The following is a 15,126-nucleotide window of genomic DNA, read 5'->3' on the forward strand; positions in this document are numbered from 1 at the left end:
TCTCACTCCTCTATATTGTTTCCTGCTATAAGGTTCTATTTTTTTTAGTGGTTTCTATTTATTTTGCTTCGTCAGCAGACCATACCAGTTTGCCGTCTACCCAAGTTTTCACAGGCCAGCCTTTGAGCTTCCAGCCTGTAAAAGGAGTGTTGCGTCCTTTGCTGGCAAACGTTTGCGGATCAACTGCCTGCTCCTGCTCCAGATCAATCATGGTCAGGTCAGCTGGAGCTCCTTCTTCCAGGCGTCCCGTATCCAGGCGGAAGACACGCGCTGGATCAGCAGTCATACGACGCACCAGAAAGTCCAGCGTCCACTGTCCGGTAGCTACGAATTTCGTGTACAACAGCGGGAAGGCCGTCTCAAATCCAACGATCCCGAATGGCGCCAGCTCCATACCTCTTGCCTTCTCTTCCTCACTGTGCGCTGCATGGTCGGTTACGACGATGTCAATCGTGCCGTCTTCCAGTCCCTCGATGCATGCCTGCACATCACGTGGGGAGCGTAGCGGAGGATTCATTTTCCAGTTCGCATCCAGCCCAGGAATGTCCTCATCTGACAATACCAAGTGGTGCGGGCATACCTCAGCCGTTACCTTGATACCAAAAGATTTCGCGTGGCGGATTAACCGCACTGACTGCTCTGTGCTGACATGGCATACATGATAGTGTGCCCCGGTTGCCTCGGATAACAAAATGTCGCGTCCGACGTGAATGGCTTCGGATTCGTTCGGAATGCCTTTAAGTCCGTGGCGCTTGGCAAATTCGCCGTCCGTCACTGCCGCTCCTTCAACAAGCGTGTTATCTTCACAGTGTGCAATAACCGGCATATCCAGTGCCTTGGCCCGCGCCATGGCGTCCTTCATCATTTGCGCGCTTTGCACCCCGACACCATCGTCAGTAAAGCCGATTGCACCTGCTGCTTTGAGCGCTTCAAAATCTGTCAGCTCACGACCCAGTTCGTTTTTCGTAATGGCTGCGTAAGGAAGAACCTTGGCAAACCCGGCTTCCTGTCCCTTTTTCAATACCAGCTGGACTGTGTCAACATTGTCCGTCACTGGACGTGTGTTTGGCATGCAGGCAATCGTCGTAAATCCGCCTTTCACCGCCGCACGGCTGCCCGTTTCAATTGTTTCTTTATATTCAAAGCCAGGTTCTCTCAGATGCACATGCATGTCGATTAAACCGGGGATGACCAGTTTTCCCTGGGCGTCGATCTTTTCGATTTCGCGCTCCTGCCCAGATGCCCCTTCTTCCATAAGTAGGCTGACTCCAGCATCCGCATTTGCAATAGCCAAAATCTTTCCGTCGGCGATTAGGATGGATTTCAATTCAGCCTCGCCCTGCTCGTTCAATACGCTTGCATTCATAATTAATTGTTTCATCTGAAATATTCCTCCGCTCAGTTTTCTGCAACTTTTCCTACGATCCTACTGACAGTTTCTACAGCTTCATTGCCCGTTCCATAACCGCCATGCGGATCGGAACCCCGTTTGCCATTTGTGGAAAAATTCGTGATTGTTCGCTTTCCACAACCGCACTATCAATTTCCACGTTCCGATTCACTGGAGCTGGATGCATGATAATTGTTCCGGGCTTCAGGTTCGCTGCTCTTTTCTCTGTCAAACCGTACTGCTCTCGGTACTCATCCGCTGACCGCAACATCCCTTCGGCATGCCGTTCCAGCTGTACCCGAAGCATCATGACCACGTCCGCCTGTAGTGCCTCTTGCATCGGAACATAAGGCGCGTACGCCGCAAGATCAGGTGCTTGCATATTATCAGGAGCGCAGAAGCTAACCTTGGCTCCGAATTTTTGCAAGGCCCACAGATTCGAGCGAGCGACACGGCTGTGCAGAATGTCTCCTATGATGGATACTCTCAAGCCTTTAAGCTCACCGAAAGTTTTGCGCATGGTGTACAGGTCCAGTAGAGCCTGCGTTGGATGCTCATTGTTGCCGTCCCCTGCATTAACCAGTGGAACACTGACCTTCTCAGCGAGCTCTTGCAGCACCCCGGCTGGCTTTAACCGGATGACTCCTGCATCAATGCCCATGGATTCGAGCGTACGTACTGTATCGTAAATGGACTCCCCTTTTTCCACACTGGAAGCCGCAGCGGAAAAGTTCAAAACCTGAGCGCCCAGCCGCTTCTCTGCCATCTCAAAAGAAAAGCGGGTGCGAGTGCTGTTTTCAAAAAACATGTTGGCCGCAAAGCGTGATTGCAGTACTGGAACCAGTTTTTCTGGTTGAGATTCCCAATAATGAGCACGATCCAGAATGGACTCGATTTCATTTCGGCTAAGTTCCTTTAACCCGAGCAGGCTACGTTCTTTAAGTTGACTGGCTGTTGTGATCATAGCTGTTCCCCCCGGTTCTGAATGATTGTCACTTCGTCCTTACCGTCCGTCTCTTGAAGGGCTACTACGATTTCCTCAGATTTGGAGGTCGGGATGTTCTTGCCGATGTAATCCGGACGAATCGGAAGCTCACGGTGTCCGCGATCTGCTAGCACTGCCAGCTGAATCATTTGCGGTCGTCCGCAGTGCATCAATGCATCCATCGCCGCGCGGATGGTGCGGCCTGTGTACAGCACATCGTCAAAGAGAATGACTTTCTTATCATGAACCGATACGTCAGCAGGATTCATCAAAAGCTCTTTTCCATTTCCTTTAGCTTCGGCTACACTGCTTCGGTCATCCCGGTAGGCTGTGACATCCAGCTCTCCCCATGGAATTGGTGCGCCTTCAATCTCAGCAATTTTTTCAGCCAGTCGTTGCGCCAGATGAACTCCGCGTGTTCGAATACCTACTAGCACACAATCGTCAATACCTTTGTTTTTCTCCAAAATTTCATGTGCAATCCGTGTCAATGCCCGACGAATCGCAATTTCATCCATTAGTACATGTGTTTCATTACTCATGCTTCCAGCCTCCTCAGGTGATGTTCCCTTCAGACCTGGTCCCGTGTTCGGATACAAAAAAGACTCCTTGCCCAAGTTTGGCAAGGAGTCTCGTATGAACAGTCTTCCACTGTTCTCCGATCTCTCGGACACACTGAAGACATACCGCCGCAGCGGATGCACTGATCAGTGATCCATTCACGTTACCTTGCCAGCCTCACGGGACTGATTTAAAGGTGCTATTCAGGATTTCCTTTGTCCTGCTTCTCATAGTGTGAGATGGTTAGCCATCTCTTGGACAAAGTTCATCGCAACTACAAGAAGTATGACAGATTGAAAATCGTGTGTCAACACCCGTTCAACCGGAACCACCGGAAGCACTCTAATAATTATACAACTTCATTGTATAATTATCCATAGTTGTTTTTACCCATACCTTATCCCACAATAAAAAAAACCGCCATTTAGGCGGTTTAACTTAATAATTTATTCAGGTTTGTGAATAGGAATGCAAATTGTCATTGTTTTAGCGACTACGCAGGGACGCTAAAACATCCTCCATATCAGGAGGGATCGGTCTGTTGAATTCCATGTACTCTCCAGTGGATGGATGCTTAAAGCCCAGTACCGCCGCATGCAGCGCCTGACCATCCATACGAACCCCTTTGCTGCGCCCATACATAGGGTCGCCAACCAATGGGTGTCCAATAAATTTCATGTGAACACGAATTTGGTGTGTGCGTCCTGTTTCCAATTGAAGTTCAAGCAGGGTATAATCTCCCAATCGTTCAATGACGAGAAAATGGGTGACTGCGTGCTTGCTGTTACGTTCCGTCACTGTGAACAATTTGCGATCACCGGAATCGCGGCCAATCGGAGCATCTACCGTTCCCTGATCGTGGCTCAAATGACCGTGAACTAAGGCTATATATTTCCGAGTCACACTATGGTCCTTAAGCTGTGCTGCAAGTGATGCGTGAGCCTGATCATTTTTAGCCGCCATCAGCAGTCCTGATGTATCCTTATCAATACGGTGAACAATACCAGGACGTAATTCCCCGTTGATGCCGGAAAGATCGTGACAGTGGTACATCAGTGCGTTAACCAATGTTCCCGAAGAGTGTCCCGGTGCAGGATGCACGACCAGACCACGTTGCTTGTTAATAACAATAACGTCCGAGTCCTCGTAAACGACATCCAACGGAATATTTTCCGGTACAATATCTACACTTTCTGGCTCCGGTACCGATAATACAATACGATCTCCTTCAGCCAGCTTGTAGTTCGCCTTGATCGCCGTACCGTTCACCAGCACGCGACCGTTTCCGATCCACAGCTGTATCTGAGAACGAGACACTTCCTTCATTTCTTCGGCGATATATTTGTCTATACGCGTTTTGGCATCCCCGGAATCGGCCGTCCATTCCAGAGATTCACCCTCCAGTTCGTCCTCATAAGACAGACCTGCGGCTTCGCCGTTTTCATTCACTTCGCTCATGCTATGACTTCCCTTCAATGCTATCATTGCCATTTCCTTTTTCCCGACGCGATTCCAGCAATGTATCCAAAATAATCAGTGCTACACCGATGACAATTGCCGAATCTGCCACATTAAAAATGGGGAACGTATAGCTTCCAAAATTAAATTGTGCAAAATCAACTACTTCCCCTGAAATAGCTCGATCCAAAAAGTTACCGACTGCTCCCCCCAGCACCAAACTTAGCGCAACAGGAAGTAGCTTTTGTCCAGCCTTGACTGTTTTTCGCAGGTACCAGACGATACCAATCACCACTACAATTGTAATCACGATAAAAAGCCAACGTTGACCTTCCAAAATTCCAAAAGCGGCTCCACGATTTCGATGGGAGGTGATTAAAAAGAAATTGCCGATGACTGGTATTTGTTCGTACAATTCCATCCGCGTAGCCACCAAATATTTGACTCCCTGATCAATCAAAAAAATAATTAGCGCAATACCAAAATAAATCACAGTCCTTCGTCACTCCGATCCGCTTATATCCGTTGTTGAACCCATTTATTGTAGCATAAGCATTCTCAGATCGTCCACGAATCCCGCAAGCTTCAAATACAGATCATCCATAAAATGAACTCCTTCGCATTTGATTAGAATTTCCTATGTAAAAGAGGTCTTCCCGGTGCAAACTACATGGAGCATACTCGACACAACGCATGCGCATGTAAACCTAGAACAAGGAGAGGATTCCATGTCCCCATTGACGGAGCAACAATTGCAGGGCTTGCGTAACGAACTGCTGGAACGCAAAAAAGAAATTGAGCATCGTTTGCAAAACAACGACCATTACGGACTCGGCGATTCCCAACGCGACCAAACCGGCGAGCTTTCTCCTATTGATAACCACCCAGGAGACCTGGCTACCGAAACCTACGAGCGAGCCAAGGATATTTCCTTACTGGAACACGACGAATTCCAATTAGAACGCATCGAATCAGCTCTGATGGCCATGGAAAAGGGGACGTATGGCATTTGTGCCGCCAGCGGTAAACCCATTCCCTATGAGCGCCTACTGGCTGTTCCCTATACCATTTACTGTAAAGAGTACAGTCCCGAAACAGAAGTGTCTAACCGCCGCCCAGTAGAGGAAGAATTTCTCGCTCCCTCGTTCGGCAGAACGAGTCTGGATGAGCGTGATGATCAAAACGGCTTCGACGGTGAAGATGCTTGGCAGATCGTCGAAAATTGGGGTACATCTAACACACCAGCCATGGCCGAAAGTGGAGAAATCCACAGTTATGATGATATGGAAATTGAAGCAGGTGATGATAATATGGGCTTCGTAGAGCCATACGAAAGCTTTATTGCTACTGACATTTATGGACAAAATGTATCTGTTATTCGCAGCTCCATTTATCAGCGTTATATAGAAGATGGTGAGGGCGAAGGTCTACTGGAGCCAGATACGCACGAAGACGAATCGTGAACTTCAAAGTGGAGATCGCTGCCTAATAGGTGGTAAGCTCCAATTGTCGCTGTACGATCCGTACAATATCAGCGATATAATCACCGATAATCGGCAAATTCAACGCTCCGAGCACTTGCAGCACATAAATAATGGTAGCGGCAAAAAAAGTAAAACCTAGCGCGATGCCGATTCCCCGGGAAACGCCTGATATTAGATTTAGCCAGAGTAATCGCCAAGGCTTATTCAGCAGCAAAGCGTAATCTGCAATTCGTGTCCGTTCCATCTGCTCTGACACAGCACGTATCAGCTTTTCAACACGACTTAATTGCTCTGCCTGATTACCTGTTTTGCTTTTATCTGCGGCTATGGCAGCCCCTTCTCCGTTTACCCCTCGGAGACTCCTTCCCTGTCTACGCCTTGATCGTGCCGTCATATGCACAATCCCCCTTTTCCCATGGCTGCCCTGAACGCAGCAAACGAGCCGAAGCACGTAACGGAGAAAACCCGTTTCCGATGCTTAGGCTCGTTTTTATATGCTGCCTGTTATTGTATTATGGGACAGGGGGCTTGTAATTATTCCCCAATATGAACGCCGATGGTTTTACCGTTCACTTCCACATGTTCTGCCGGTTCGGCTTGACCAAATGTCACAGTAGTAACCAATACGTTCTCACGCAACACAGAGTCGAAGCTTTCGATGGCCAGACGCAGCTCATTATCTACATCCAACGTCAACGCCACATACTTTTCAATCGGCAGATCCAGTTTTTTACGATAATCCTGTACCGCACGAACCACTTCACGTACCCAGCCCTCTTGCTCCAGCTCCGGTGTAATGTCTGTGTTTAACGCTACCGTTAAGCCATAACCGGAAGCAGAAGCGAAGCCTTCTTTCGCTTTTTTCTCCACCAGCAATTCTTCGGCCGTAACTTGCAGTTCTTCACCTTCTGGAGAAGCGACGTTTAACACTCCTTTTTCTACAACAGAACGGGTATCCTCAGCAGACATTCCTTTGAAAAAGTTTTGTAGGAAACCGACATTTTTGCCGTATTTCTTGCCTGCTACTTTCAAATTCAGTTTCAGTGTAAAATCTACAAAGCCGCTATCGTCCGTCTCCACATGAATATGCTTCACGTTAATCTCATCTTTGATGATTTCCTCATAGCCACTCAGTTCAAAGTCCTGATCCATGGACAGAATCAACTCGGACAACGGTTGACGCGTTTTCAAACCCGTTTCGTTGCGGACGTTACGCGCCAATTCAACGACACGGCGTGCCGTTTCCATATCTCGTTCCAGTTCCAAATCGATCAAGGACTCATTGGCAGTCGGATAATTATCCAGATGAACACTTTCCCCGTTGCTTAGGTTGAGGTAAATATCCTCTGCAAGCAGTGGTGTAAACGGCGCAAGTAGTTTGGCAGTCGTTAACAGCACTTCGGTCAGTGTACGGTATGCATCCAGCTTATCTTCTGTAAGACCATTGCCCCAGAATCGGTCGCGTGAACGACGGATATACCAGTTGCTCAGCTCATCTACAAAGGACTCAATCGCTTTGGATGAATTCAGGAAGTCATTTACAGCCAGCGCTTTGTCCACTACCAAAATGAGGCTGTTCAGACGGGACAAAATCCAACGATCCAACTTATGGGCCGATGGTTTGAACGGATGCTGTGCCGGATCAAATCCGTCGATATCTGCATACAAGGTCAGAAAAGCGTGTGTATTGACAAGCGTATCGACGAGCTTCGATTTAGCTTCGCCTACAATGCCTTTGGAGAAACGTTTGCTATTCCATGGTGCACTATCGGACAGCAATGCCCAACGGAAAGCATCTGTACCGTACTCGTCAATCACTTCCCACGGATCAATAACATTACCCTTGGATTTAGACATTTTCTGCCCTTGCTCATCCAGTACATGGCCTGTCGCCATGACAGCTTTATAAGGAGCTTTGCCAGTCAGCATAGTCGAAACCGCAAGCAAGCTATAGAACCATCCACGAGTCTGGTCAATTCCTTCACAGATCATATCTGCCGGAAATTGCTGCTCAAACGTTTCATTATTCTCAAAAGGATAATGATGCTGCGCAAACGGCATGGAGCCGCTATCAAACCATACGTCGATTACTTCCGGTGTACGAGTCATTTCGTATTTACCGCATTGGCTACGAACCTTGATATCATCTACATATGGTTTGTGCAGCTCGATATCCGCTGGTACGTCGCCGATCGCACGTTCCCTCAACTCAGCAATACTATGCGGAGCGAACTGTTCTCCAGTTTCCTCACAAACCCAGATGTTCAGTGGTGTACCCCAATAACGATCGCGACTGATGTTCCAATCCACCAGTTCTTCCAAGAACTTGCCGAAACGTCCTTCACGTATATGACCCGGGTACCATTCGACTTCGCTGTTGTTAGCAATCAGTTGATCCTTAATCGCAGTTGTTTTGATAAACCAGCTGTCCATAGCATAGTACAATAATGGAGTGTCGCAGCGCCAGCAGAACGGATAGCTATGCTCGTATTTTTCCTTGCTGTACAGCAAGCCTTTTTCGGACAGCATTTTAACAATATCTACATCACAGTCTTTAACAAAACGGCCTGCAAAATCAGTGATTTCCTCTACATAGTTACCTTGAAGATCCACCACGTTGATAAATTCAACACCATTTTCACGGCATACCCGGTAATCATCCTCACCATGCGCCGGAGCCATATGAACGATACCTGTACCGCTGGAGTCTGTTACGAACTTCGCACCCAGAATCTGATTACCCTTTTCAACCTGAAAATACGTAAATGGCGGGGTATACGTTTGGTCAACCAGTTCTGAACCGGATAGCGTGCCAATCACTTCATGTTCGCCTTTAATTACGTCCTCAACCAGATTTTTAGCAACGATGTATACACCGTCTTCCTGCTTCACACGTGCATATTCCAGTTCAGGGTTGACGGCGAGCGCCACGTGACTCGGCAAGGTCCAAGGCGTTGTCGTCCAAGCCAGTACATATTCACCACTGCTATGCAGCTTGAATTTAGCCGTGGCGCTCAGATCCTTCACATCTTTGTAGCCCTGCGCTACTTCATGAGAACTTAGCGTCGTTTGACAATCCGGGCAATACGGACTCACACGATGACCACGATACAGCAGATCTTTTTCATGAATCGTCGCCAAAATGTTCCATACACTCTCGATATAGTTATTATCCAATGTAATGTACGGGTTATCGAGGTCTGTCCAGTAACCGATCGCTTCGGTTAGATCACGCCATTGTTGCTCGTACTCAAACACGCTCGCCTTACATTTTTTAATAAACTTTTCAACACCGTATTCTTCAATTTCAGGTTTGTGGGAGATTCCCAGCTGCTTTTGTACACCCAATTCTACCGGCAAGCCATGCGTGTCCCAGCCTGCCTTACGTACGACGCGGTATCCCTTCATTGTCTGATAGCGACCGACGAAATCCTTAATTACACGGCCCAGCACGTGACCGATATGCGGTTTACCGTTAGCTGTTGGTGGGCCTTCATAAAACACAAAATTTGGCTTTCCTTCACGATTTGTGATGGATTTACGGAATGTGTCCTCCTGCTTCCATTTGCTCAGGATGCGTAGGTCACGAGACCGTGCTTTTTCTTTAACATCCACTCTGTTCATACTGTCATACTCCCTCTCTGCTCATCATTGATTTCTCTAGCATTTCCTAAAAAAAGCAACAAAAAAAGCCCCATCCCTGTAAAGGGACGAGACTGTGCTCGCGTTACCACCCTGATTCCGTAAAAACAGACCATTAAAAATACAGTCTCATTACGGCTCTCTGAGCCCCACTCAACTACAGCAGGGCGCCATTATAACGCATGGCAAACGGTGATTGCTTACACACGCCATAAATCTTAAGCGCTTCAGCTCACTTCTCCGGGAGGATCTTCGGTCATGTTCTGAACGTTGGCTTGCACCGGAAGGCCAACTCTCTGAGGGACAAATCATGACGTACTCGTTCCCATCAACGAATTAAACATGTTAAATTCATCGAAATCAGCAACATCGTTGCCTTGAATAACAATCATCAGCCGACAGACGGATAATCATTGAATTCAGTATAGTATTTACAGTTATAGCCTGTTTAAAGATAAAAGTCAACCCTAACTAAGCCTAATAAAAGCTTGTCAGAAATGAAATTAGTAAATTTCTTTCATCTCACGCTCGCGCTCCAGTACTTCGCGTTCCCGGTTTTCAAGTGCTTCCCAGCCGTCTTGGCTTAACAAGTCAAGCTGTGCTTCCACCAGTGTACGAAACCGTGCTCGGTAAATCGATGCCTGCTTCTTCAGTTCTTCAACCTCCAACGCGATCTTGCGGGATTTGGACAATGCTTCGTTCACAATACGGTCCGCATTTTTTTCCGCTTCCTTCACGATCAGTTGGGATTCTTTCTTGGCGTTGTTACGAACTTCATCAGCCGCTTCCTGCGCTACGATAATCGTCTTACTCAGCGTATCCTCAATCGTCGCGAAATGATCGAGCTTCTCCTGTACGTTCAACAACTCGGTGCTCAGTTCTTTATTTTCACGAATAACGCCCTCGTAATCTTTGATCACCTGATCCAAAAATTCATTAACCTGATCCTCATCATAACCGCGAAGCCGGCGGGCAAATTCCTTGTTATGTATATCCAATGGCGTTAATGGCATGCCGTCCACCTCCTATAAGATTGACAAAAAATACATTTTCCGCGTCACGACGCTCACTATCATCTATCGGTCATCATACCCCGTTTTGTGAATACTGTACAGAGCAAAATCGTTCCAGTTCTTCGCTATAGCTTAATTCTTTCGACAGAAAGCTCGCGATTCCTGCCTACAGCTATACAAACTTACCAATTTTGACACGGAATCTTCCCTTTTTTGTCATCCCGTCTGTTTCAAGCACTTTGAAACGCCCAAAACCCTGCATGGAAATAACGTCCCCCGCTTTAAGTGGAGTGGATGGATTCTCCTCCACCTTCCAATTTACCCGGCACCGCCCCGCCCGAATCGGTGTTAATATTTTACTTCGGCTTAGCTTGTACACATCGCTGGCAATACCGTCCAGGCGCAAAGAAGCGACCGTCAGATCTAGCGCATCTAATGCAACTTCCTTCGTTCGCAGACTCGCTACAGGCAACAGTTCTGTCCATACATGAACACGATGTACCTGCTGTAAATGCATCGTCATAAAATCACCAATCTCTGAAGCTACCAATACATGGCACCCATCATCCAGTACATGAATGTCCCCGATTTTCCCACGTTTGATTCCAAGCCCAAGTAGGGCACCTAGATAATCACCGTGCTCAAGGGTACCTATTTTATGGTCGTCAGATGTGATGGAAAGGACCTGAATCCCCATCTCCTCACCGTCCAAATACGAATAATCGGGCGCAATCAGCGCCCGCTTTCGTTCCGAAGCCATGTATCCGCCATCTACCCTAATCGTGACCTTATCTTCCTTCGAAGCAAGTGTCTCCAATATGTACTGTTGGCGCGGGTCCAAAAAATCAGTCAGCTTCTGCTCATGATAAGCTCCCGCATGACTGATCCATTCGGAAGCGCGATCCACATAGTCCCGTTCATCCGGGTGAAAATGCTCATAAATCTCAGTTCGCATAACTCCTCCTAGACGAAATTACCAATTAAAGAAATCAAGCCGTATGACGCAAAACGCAGAGCAATCAGCGCAACGATGGGCGAAATATCAATCATCCCGAAGATTGGCGGTATAAATCTGCGAAAAGGAGACAAATACGGCTCCACAAACTTGGCAAGTAAATCACCAATTACACTCTCTCTGGCATTAGGAAGCCATGACAGCAGAACATATGCAATGATCATGTACGAATAAATCTGAAATAGCCAGTAAATTACCTCGATCAAGAAAAGTTCACCTCATTCTATTAAGTTCTTGTTCAGTGTCAGCCAGTATTTCTGTAATAGAGCCTTGAATCTCAACCGTATCTGGTGTACACAGAAAAATATTATTCCCGACCTTGGAAATACCACCACCCAGTGCATACACAGTACCACTCAAAAAATCAATAATGCGCAGCGCCTGATCCTTGCGAATTCGTTGCAAATTAACTACGACGGTACGATGGGAACGGATATGGTCGGCAATTTCCTGTGCTTCATCATAAGAACGCGGCTCATACAGGACAACTTTCACATTTTTCTGTGAATGGATGCTGACAACATTAGTGCCCTTCTGGTTCTTACGTTTATCAAAGCTTGGGGTTTCAATTTCTTGATCTTCCGGCGTATTCATAACCTCTCGCTCTATAACTTCCTCTTCTTCCTGAAGCCCCAGAAAGTTCATGAACTTATTCATTACGCCCAATGGAAATCCTCCTCTCGTCCGACCAGTACGGAACCAAGCCGCAGCCAGGTCGCTCCCTCTTCAACTGCCACTTCAAAATCATTGGACATCCCCATTGACAAGTGAACGATGGGTTCTCTGGTCAAGGCTTGTCCATTTAACGTATCCCGTAATTCACGCAATCCCCGAAACACAGGCCGAGTTTTTTCCGGGTCTTCTTCATGAGGAGCCATCGTCATCAAGCCAATCACGTCCACATGCTCCAACTCGCGAATTTGTTCCAAGAAGGGGGCAACCGCCTCAGAGGACAAGCCATATTTGGACATTTCTCCAGAAATATTGACTTGCACAAAAGCTTTAACTCGCAATCCCAGAGCGGCTGCTTTCTTGTCCAATTCCTGAGCGAGCGATAAGCGGTCAAGCGAATGTATAAATTTAAATTTTCCAATCACATCTTTAACCTTATTCGTTTGGAGATGACCAATAAAATGCCACGTTCCCCGGTCACCCAACTTGCTCCATTTATCAGCAGCATCCTGCCAGCGATTTTCGCCCACATGCTCCAAGTTGCTATCCAATACTGATGTCATTGCCACTGCCGAAACATATTTCGTGACAGCGATCACATTAACTTCATCACGCGAACGCCCGCTTCGGGCACATGCCGCTTCTACACGAGCATTCACTTCTTTAATTCGTTCCTCCAAAGACACGGGAGGACTCACCTCTCTTCCAGACCAATCCAACTCGCCATTCTTCCTGTGACGCCGCCTTCTTTGCGATATGAAAAAAACAAATCGCTACGGCTACTCGTGCATAAGATAGTACATTCGATATGGCTCGGCAATATTCCTGCTTTCATCATAATGTGTCGATTGCATTGTTTCAAGTCAAGTAGTGTTTTTCCGTCGGTTAAGGGGAAGTAAACAGAACCTTCCCATTTATCATTACCCGGGCAATCATGCTCCAAAACCTGAATTTGGCTCATCACGTACTCATCCACCTCATAGGATTCAGAACCAATAGAAGGACCGATAGCTGCTAGTATATCAGACGGCTGAGATCCATATTCGTTCTGCATGGTCTGTACCATTTTCAATGCAATTTCCGCAACGGTTCCCTTCCAGCCTGCATGCGCCAACCCAATCACACGGCGCACTGGATCACAAAAAAATAATGGTACACAGTCTGCATAAAAGGACGTCAGCAAAATGCCAGGTACATTCGTCAAAAGTCCATCTGTGTCCTGAAAAGCGGATGCACGATCCCTAAAGCCCCGCCCGCGATCAGCAGCCTTGACGACAGCAACATGATGACCATGAACCTGCTCACCGCACGTCCATGCTTCAGCAGAAAAACCAAGCTGCTCAGCAATGAGCTGCCGATTACGAATGACTTTCTCGGGGTCATCCCCTACATGAAACGCACAGTTCAGACTAGCGTAGGGCACCTCACTGACACCGCCATGACGACCTGTAAAACCCGCTGTTAATCCCTGAACCTGTCGCTCCCAAGATTGAATATATAACAACTCTGGTACGGGACGCCCGCCATCTTGCATTGGCTTTGCCCCCGTAGCCTCGGTATTCACTACAAATGGTTCCATTCATTCTCACCTCTACTGCCCAGTGTACCAAAAAGCCGCCGCCGTGTCTTCACAACACACTAAAATACGTAGATCTGCAAGTTCAGAAGCCCCTTCGGTCACTCCGCTCTTGACGTTCGATATACAACTTTTCTTCCCCTTCACCCGGCGGCTCTTGCAATCCTTCCAGTCGTACAAGCACAACATCCGAACCAATTTTCACAATGTTGCGCCACGGAATGACCAACTCGCTTCCGCCTCCAAACCAGCCCATAAAACGACTGCTGCCTGGAACCACAATGGCTTCAATTTTCCCCTGCCGCACGTCAATCTCCAAATCACTGATTTGTCCCAGGCGTCGTCCATCTACAATGTTAATGACATCCTTGGTTTGAAACTCGGAAATTTTCATTGCTCTTACTGACGTTTCCGGTGCACTCACACACATCACATCCTTTATTTCACTATATGAGCGGAAGAGCCCAAAAAATGTCCTGTAAACGCAAAAACGATCCAAGTAGGATCGTTTTTATCGTTGGATCATTCAAGCATTCATTTCATTAGGACTTTACATGTTTTTGCATTTGCTGTATAGCCGACTTCTCTAATCTTGAAACCTGGGCTTGAGAGATACCGATTTCGTCGGCAACCTCCATTTGCGTCTTTCCTTCATAAAAACGCATAGACAATATCATCTTTTCACGCTGGCCCAGGCGATGCATCGCTTCCCGCAGAGCGATTTCCTCAATCCATGAGACGTCTTTATTTCTGTCATCACTGATCTGATCCATCACATAGATTGGGTCGCCCCCGTCGTGATATATCGGCTCGAACAGCGAAACCGGATCCTGAATCGCATCCAACGCGAACACAACGTCTTCTTTAGGCACATTCAGTGCCTCTGAAATTTCAAAAATCGTTGGTTCTCGCGAGTTCAGATTCGTCAGACTGTCCCGCACCTGAAGCGCCTTATATGCAATATCCCGTAACGAACGAGACACACGGATCGGATTGTTATCCCGCAAATAACGGCGGATCTCTCCGATAATCATCGGCACCGCATAAGTGGAGAACTTTACGTTTTGCGAAAGGTCAAAATTATCAATCGCCTTCATTAGGCCGATACATCCTACCTGAAACAAATCGTCCACAAACTCTCCCCGATTGTTAAATCGTTGAATCACACTCAGGACGAGCCGGAGATTGCCGTTGACCAATTTTTCTCTGGCTGATCGTTCATTATTTTGCTGAAGTGATGTGAACAACTCGCGCATTTCTGCATTGGTTAATACCGGCAGTTTGGCGGTATCCACACCGCAAATTTCCACTTTGTTTCGGGTCATCGTGT

Annotated in this window: 16 protein-coding genes and 1 other annotated feature; of the genes, 1 reads left to right on the forward strand and 15 read right to left on the reverse strand. The window is 47.3% G+C overall.

Annotated elements, in window-relative coordinates; translation table 11 throughout:
* Positions 1 to 58: 58 nt before the first annotated feature.
* From WA407_RS20900 to lspA, 5 genes are all read right to left on the reverse strand, one after another.
* Positions 59 to 1,381 carry a dihydroorotase gene (locus tag WA407_RS20900; RefSeq protein WP_336078287.1) on the reverse strand — a complete coding sequence of 441 codons (1,323 nt, stop codon included), beginning with the start codon at positions 1,379 to 1,381 and terminating at the stop codon, positions 59 to 61.
* Between the two features lie 58 nt (positions 1,382 to 1,439).
* The gene (locus tag WA407_RS20905) at positions 1,440 to 2,354 is read right to left on the reverse strand and encodes an aspartate carbamoyltransferase catalytic subunit (RefSeq protein ID WP_023989427.1); all 915 of its coding nucleotides are present in this window, start codon (positions 2,352 to 2,354) and stop codon (positions 1,440 to 1,442) included.
* Positions 2,351 to 2,917, reverse strand: a complete 567-nt coding sequence (pyrR, locus tag WA407_RS20910) for a bifunctional pyr operon transcriptional regulator/uracil phosphoribosyltransferase PyrR (protein ID WP_043882258.1) — start codon at positions 2,915 to 2,917, stop codon at positions 2,351 to 2,353. The genes WA407_RS20905 and pyrR overlap by 4 nt, the downstream gene beginning before the upstream one ends.
* A 505-nt stretch (positions 2,918 to 3,422) precedes the next feature.
* Positions 3,423 to 4,394 (reverse strand): RluA family pseudouridine synthase, encoded by a 972-nt coding sequence (locus WA407_RS20915; RefSeq protein ID WP_069289976.1) that lies wholly within the window; start codon positions 4,392 to 4,394, stop codon positions 3,423 to 3,425.
* 1 nt (position 4,395) lies between these two features.
* Positions 4,396 to 4,887, reverse strand: coding sequence for a signal peptidase II (gene lspA, locus WA407_RS20920; RefSeq protein WP_023989430.1), 492 nt, complete (start codon positions 4,885 to 4,887; stop codon positions 4,396 to 4,398).
* A 235-nt stretch (positions 4,888 to 5,122) separates the two neighbouring features.
* Between lspA and WA407_RS20925 the strand changes: the two genes are divergently transcribed.
* Positions 5,123 to 5,857: a TraR/DksA C4-type zinc finger protein gene (locus WA407_RS20925; RefSeq protein ID WP_069289977.1), complete on the forward strand. Its 735-nt coding sequence runs from the start codon at positions 5,123 to 5,125 to the stop codon at positions 5,855 to 5,857.
* 22 nt (positions 5,858 to 5,879) lie between these two features.
* Here WA407_RS20925 and WA407_RS20930 read toward each other — a convergent pair whose 3' ends face one another.
* The 10 genes from WA407_RS20930 to sigG form a co-directional block, all read right to left on the reverse strand.
* Complete coding sequence (locus WA407_RS20930; protein WP_250268823.1) at positions 5,880 to 6,272, reverse strand: DUF5665 domain-containing protein; 393 nt, start codon at positions 6,270 to 6,272, stop codon at positions 5,880 to 5,882.
* Positions 6,273 to 6,412: 140 nt separating this feature from the next.
* Complete coding sequence (gene ileS / locus WA407_RS20935) at positions 6,413 to 9,502, reverse strand: isoleucine--tRNA ligase (RefSeq protein WP_336078288.1); 3,090 nt, start codon at positions 9,500 to 9,502, stop codon at positions 6,413 to 6,415.
* Positions 9,503 to 9,581: 79 nt separating this feature from the next.
* Positions 9,582 to 9,861, reverse strand: a binding site (T-box leader).
* Between the two features lie 162 nt (positions 9,862 to 10,023).
* A complete protein-coding gene (locus tag WA407_RS20940) occupies positions 10,024 to 10,533 on the reverse strand; it encodes a DivIVA domain-containing protein (RefSeq protein WP_023989434.1) in 510 nt (169 codons plus the stop codon).
* A 172-nt stretch (positions 10,534 to 10,705) separates the two neighbouring features.
* Entirely contained in the window at positions 10,706 to 11,488 is a 783-nt protein-coding gene (locus tag WA407_RS20945) for a YlmH family RNA-binding protein (RefSeq protein WP_069289980.1), read from the reverse strand.
* A gap of 8 nt (positions 11,489 to 11,496) precedes the next feature.
* The gene (locus WA407_RS20950; protein WP_023989436.1) at positions 11,497 to 11,754 is read right to left on the reverse strand and encodes a YggT family protein; all 258 of its coding nucleotides are present in this window, start codon (positions 11,752 to 11,754) and stop codon (positions 11,497 to 11,499) included.
* A gap of 7 nt (positions 11,755 to 11,761) precedes the next feature.
* Positions 11,762 to 12,214, reverse strand: a complete 453-nt coding sequence (locus WA407_RS20955; RefSeq protein WP_013311078.1) for a cell division protein SepF — start codon at positions 12,212 to 12,214, stop codon at positions 11,762 to 11,764.
* Positions 12,205 to 12,906: a YggS family pyridoxal phosphate-dependent enzyme gene (locus WA407_RS20960; RefSeq protein ID WP_069289981.1), complete on the reverse strand. Its 702-nt coding sequence runs from the start codon at positions 12,904 to 12,906 to the stop codon at positions 12,205 to 12,207. Before WA407_RS20960 ends, WA407_RS20955 begins: the two co-directional genes overlap by 10 nt.
* A gap of 8 nt (positions 12,907 to 12,914) precedes the next feature.
* On the reverse strand, positions 12,915 to 13,799 hold the full coding sequence (gene pgeF / locus WA407_RS20965; protein ID WP_336078289.1) for a peptidoglycan editing factor PgeF: 885 nt from the start codon (positions 13,797 to 13,799) through the stop codon (positions 12,915 to 12,917).
* A gap of 82 nt (positions 13,800 to 13,881) precedes the next feature.
* Positions 13,882 to 14,226 carry a YlmC/YmxH family sporulation protein gene (locus WA407_RS20970; RefSeq protein WP_336078338.1) on the reverse strand — a complete coding sequence of 115 codons (345 nt, stop codon included), beginning with the start codon at positions 14,224 to 14,226 and terminating at the stop codon, positions 13,882 to 13,884.
* Positions 14,227 to 14,338: 112 nt separating this feature from the next.
* Positions 14,339 to 15,121: an RNA polymerase sporulation sigma factor SigG gene (gene sigG, locus WA407_RS20975; protein WP_007431182.1), complete on the reverse strand. Its 783-nt coding sequence runs from the start codon at positions 15,119 to 15,121 to the stop codon at positions 14,339 to 14,341.
* Positions 15,122 to 15,126: the final 5 nt, after the last annotated feature.

The sequence above is a fragment of the Paenibacillus sp. 203 genome (assembly GCF_037027525.1).
GTDB lineage: Bacteria > Bacillota > Bacilli > Paenibacillales > Paenibacillaceae > Paenibacillus > Paenibacillus polymyxa_B.

What these genes read in the sequence shown, in the direction of transcription:
- WA407_RS20900 (WP_336078287.1), bottom strand. Translation starts at nt 1,381, where the DNA reads ATGAAACAATTAATTATGAATGCAAGCGTATTGAACGAGCAGGGCGAG.
- WA407_RS20905 (WP_023989427.1), bottom strand. Translation starts at nt 2,354, where the DNA reads ATGATCACAACAGCCAGTCAACTTAAAGAACGTAGCCTGCTCGGGTTA.
- pyrR (WP_043882258.1), bottom strand. Translation starts at nt 2,917, where the DNA reads ATGAGTAATGAAACACATGTACTAATGGATGAAATTGCGATTCGTCGG.
- WA407_RS20915 (WP_069289976.1), bottom strand. Translation starts at nt 4,394, where the DNA reads ATGAGCGAAGTGAATGAAAACGGCGAAGCCGCAGGTCTGTCTTATGAG.
- WA407_RS20925 (WP_069289977.1), top strand. Translation starts at nt 5,123, where the DNA reads ATGTCCCCATTGACGGAGCAACAATTGCAGGGCTTGCGTAACGAACTG.
- WA407_RS20930 (WP_250268823.1), bottom strand. Translation starts at nt 6,272, where the DNA reads ATGACGGCACGATCAAGGCGTAGACAGGGAAGGAGTCTCCGAGGGGTA.
- ileS (WP_336078288.1), bottom strand. Translation starts at nt 9,502, where the DNA reads ATGAACAGAGTGGATGTTAAAGAAAAAGCACGGTCTCGTGACCTACGC.
- WA407_RS20940 (WP_023989434.1), bottom strand. Translation starts at nt 10,533, where the DNA reads ATGCCATTAACGCCATTGGATATACATAACAAGGAATTTGCCCGCCGG.
- WA407_RS20945 (WP_069289980.1), bottom strand. Translation starts at nt 11,488, where the DNA reads ATGCGAACTGAGATTTATGAGCATTTTCACCCGGATGAACGGGACTAT.
- pgeF (WP_336078289.1), bottom strand. Translation starts at nt 13,799, where the DNA reads ATGGAACCATTTGTAGTGAATACCGAGGCTACGGGGGCAAAGCCAATG.
- WA407_RS20970 (WP_336078338.1), bottom strand. Translation starts at nt 14,226, where the DNA reads ATGTGTGTGAGTGCACCGGAAACGTCAGTAAGAGCAATGAAAATTTCC.
- sigG (WP_007431182.1), bottom strand. Translation starts at nt 15,121, where the DNA reads ATGACCCGAAACAAAGTGGAAATTTGCGGTGTGGATACCGCCAAACTG.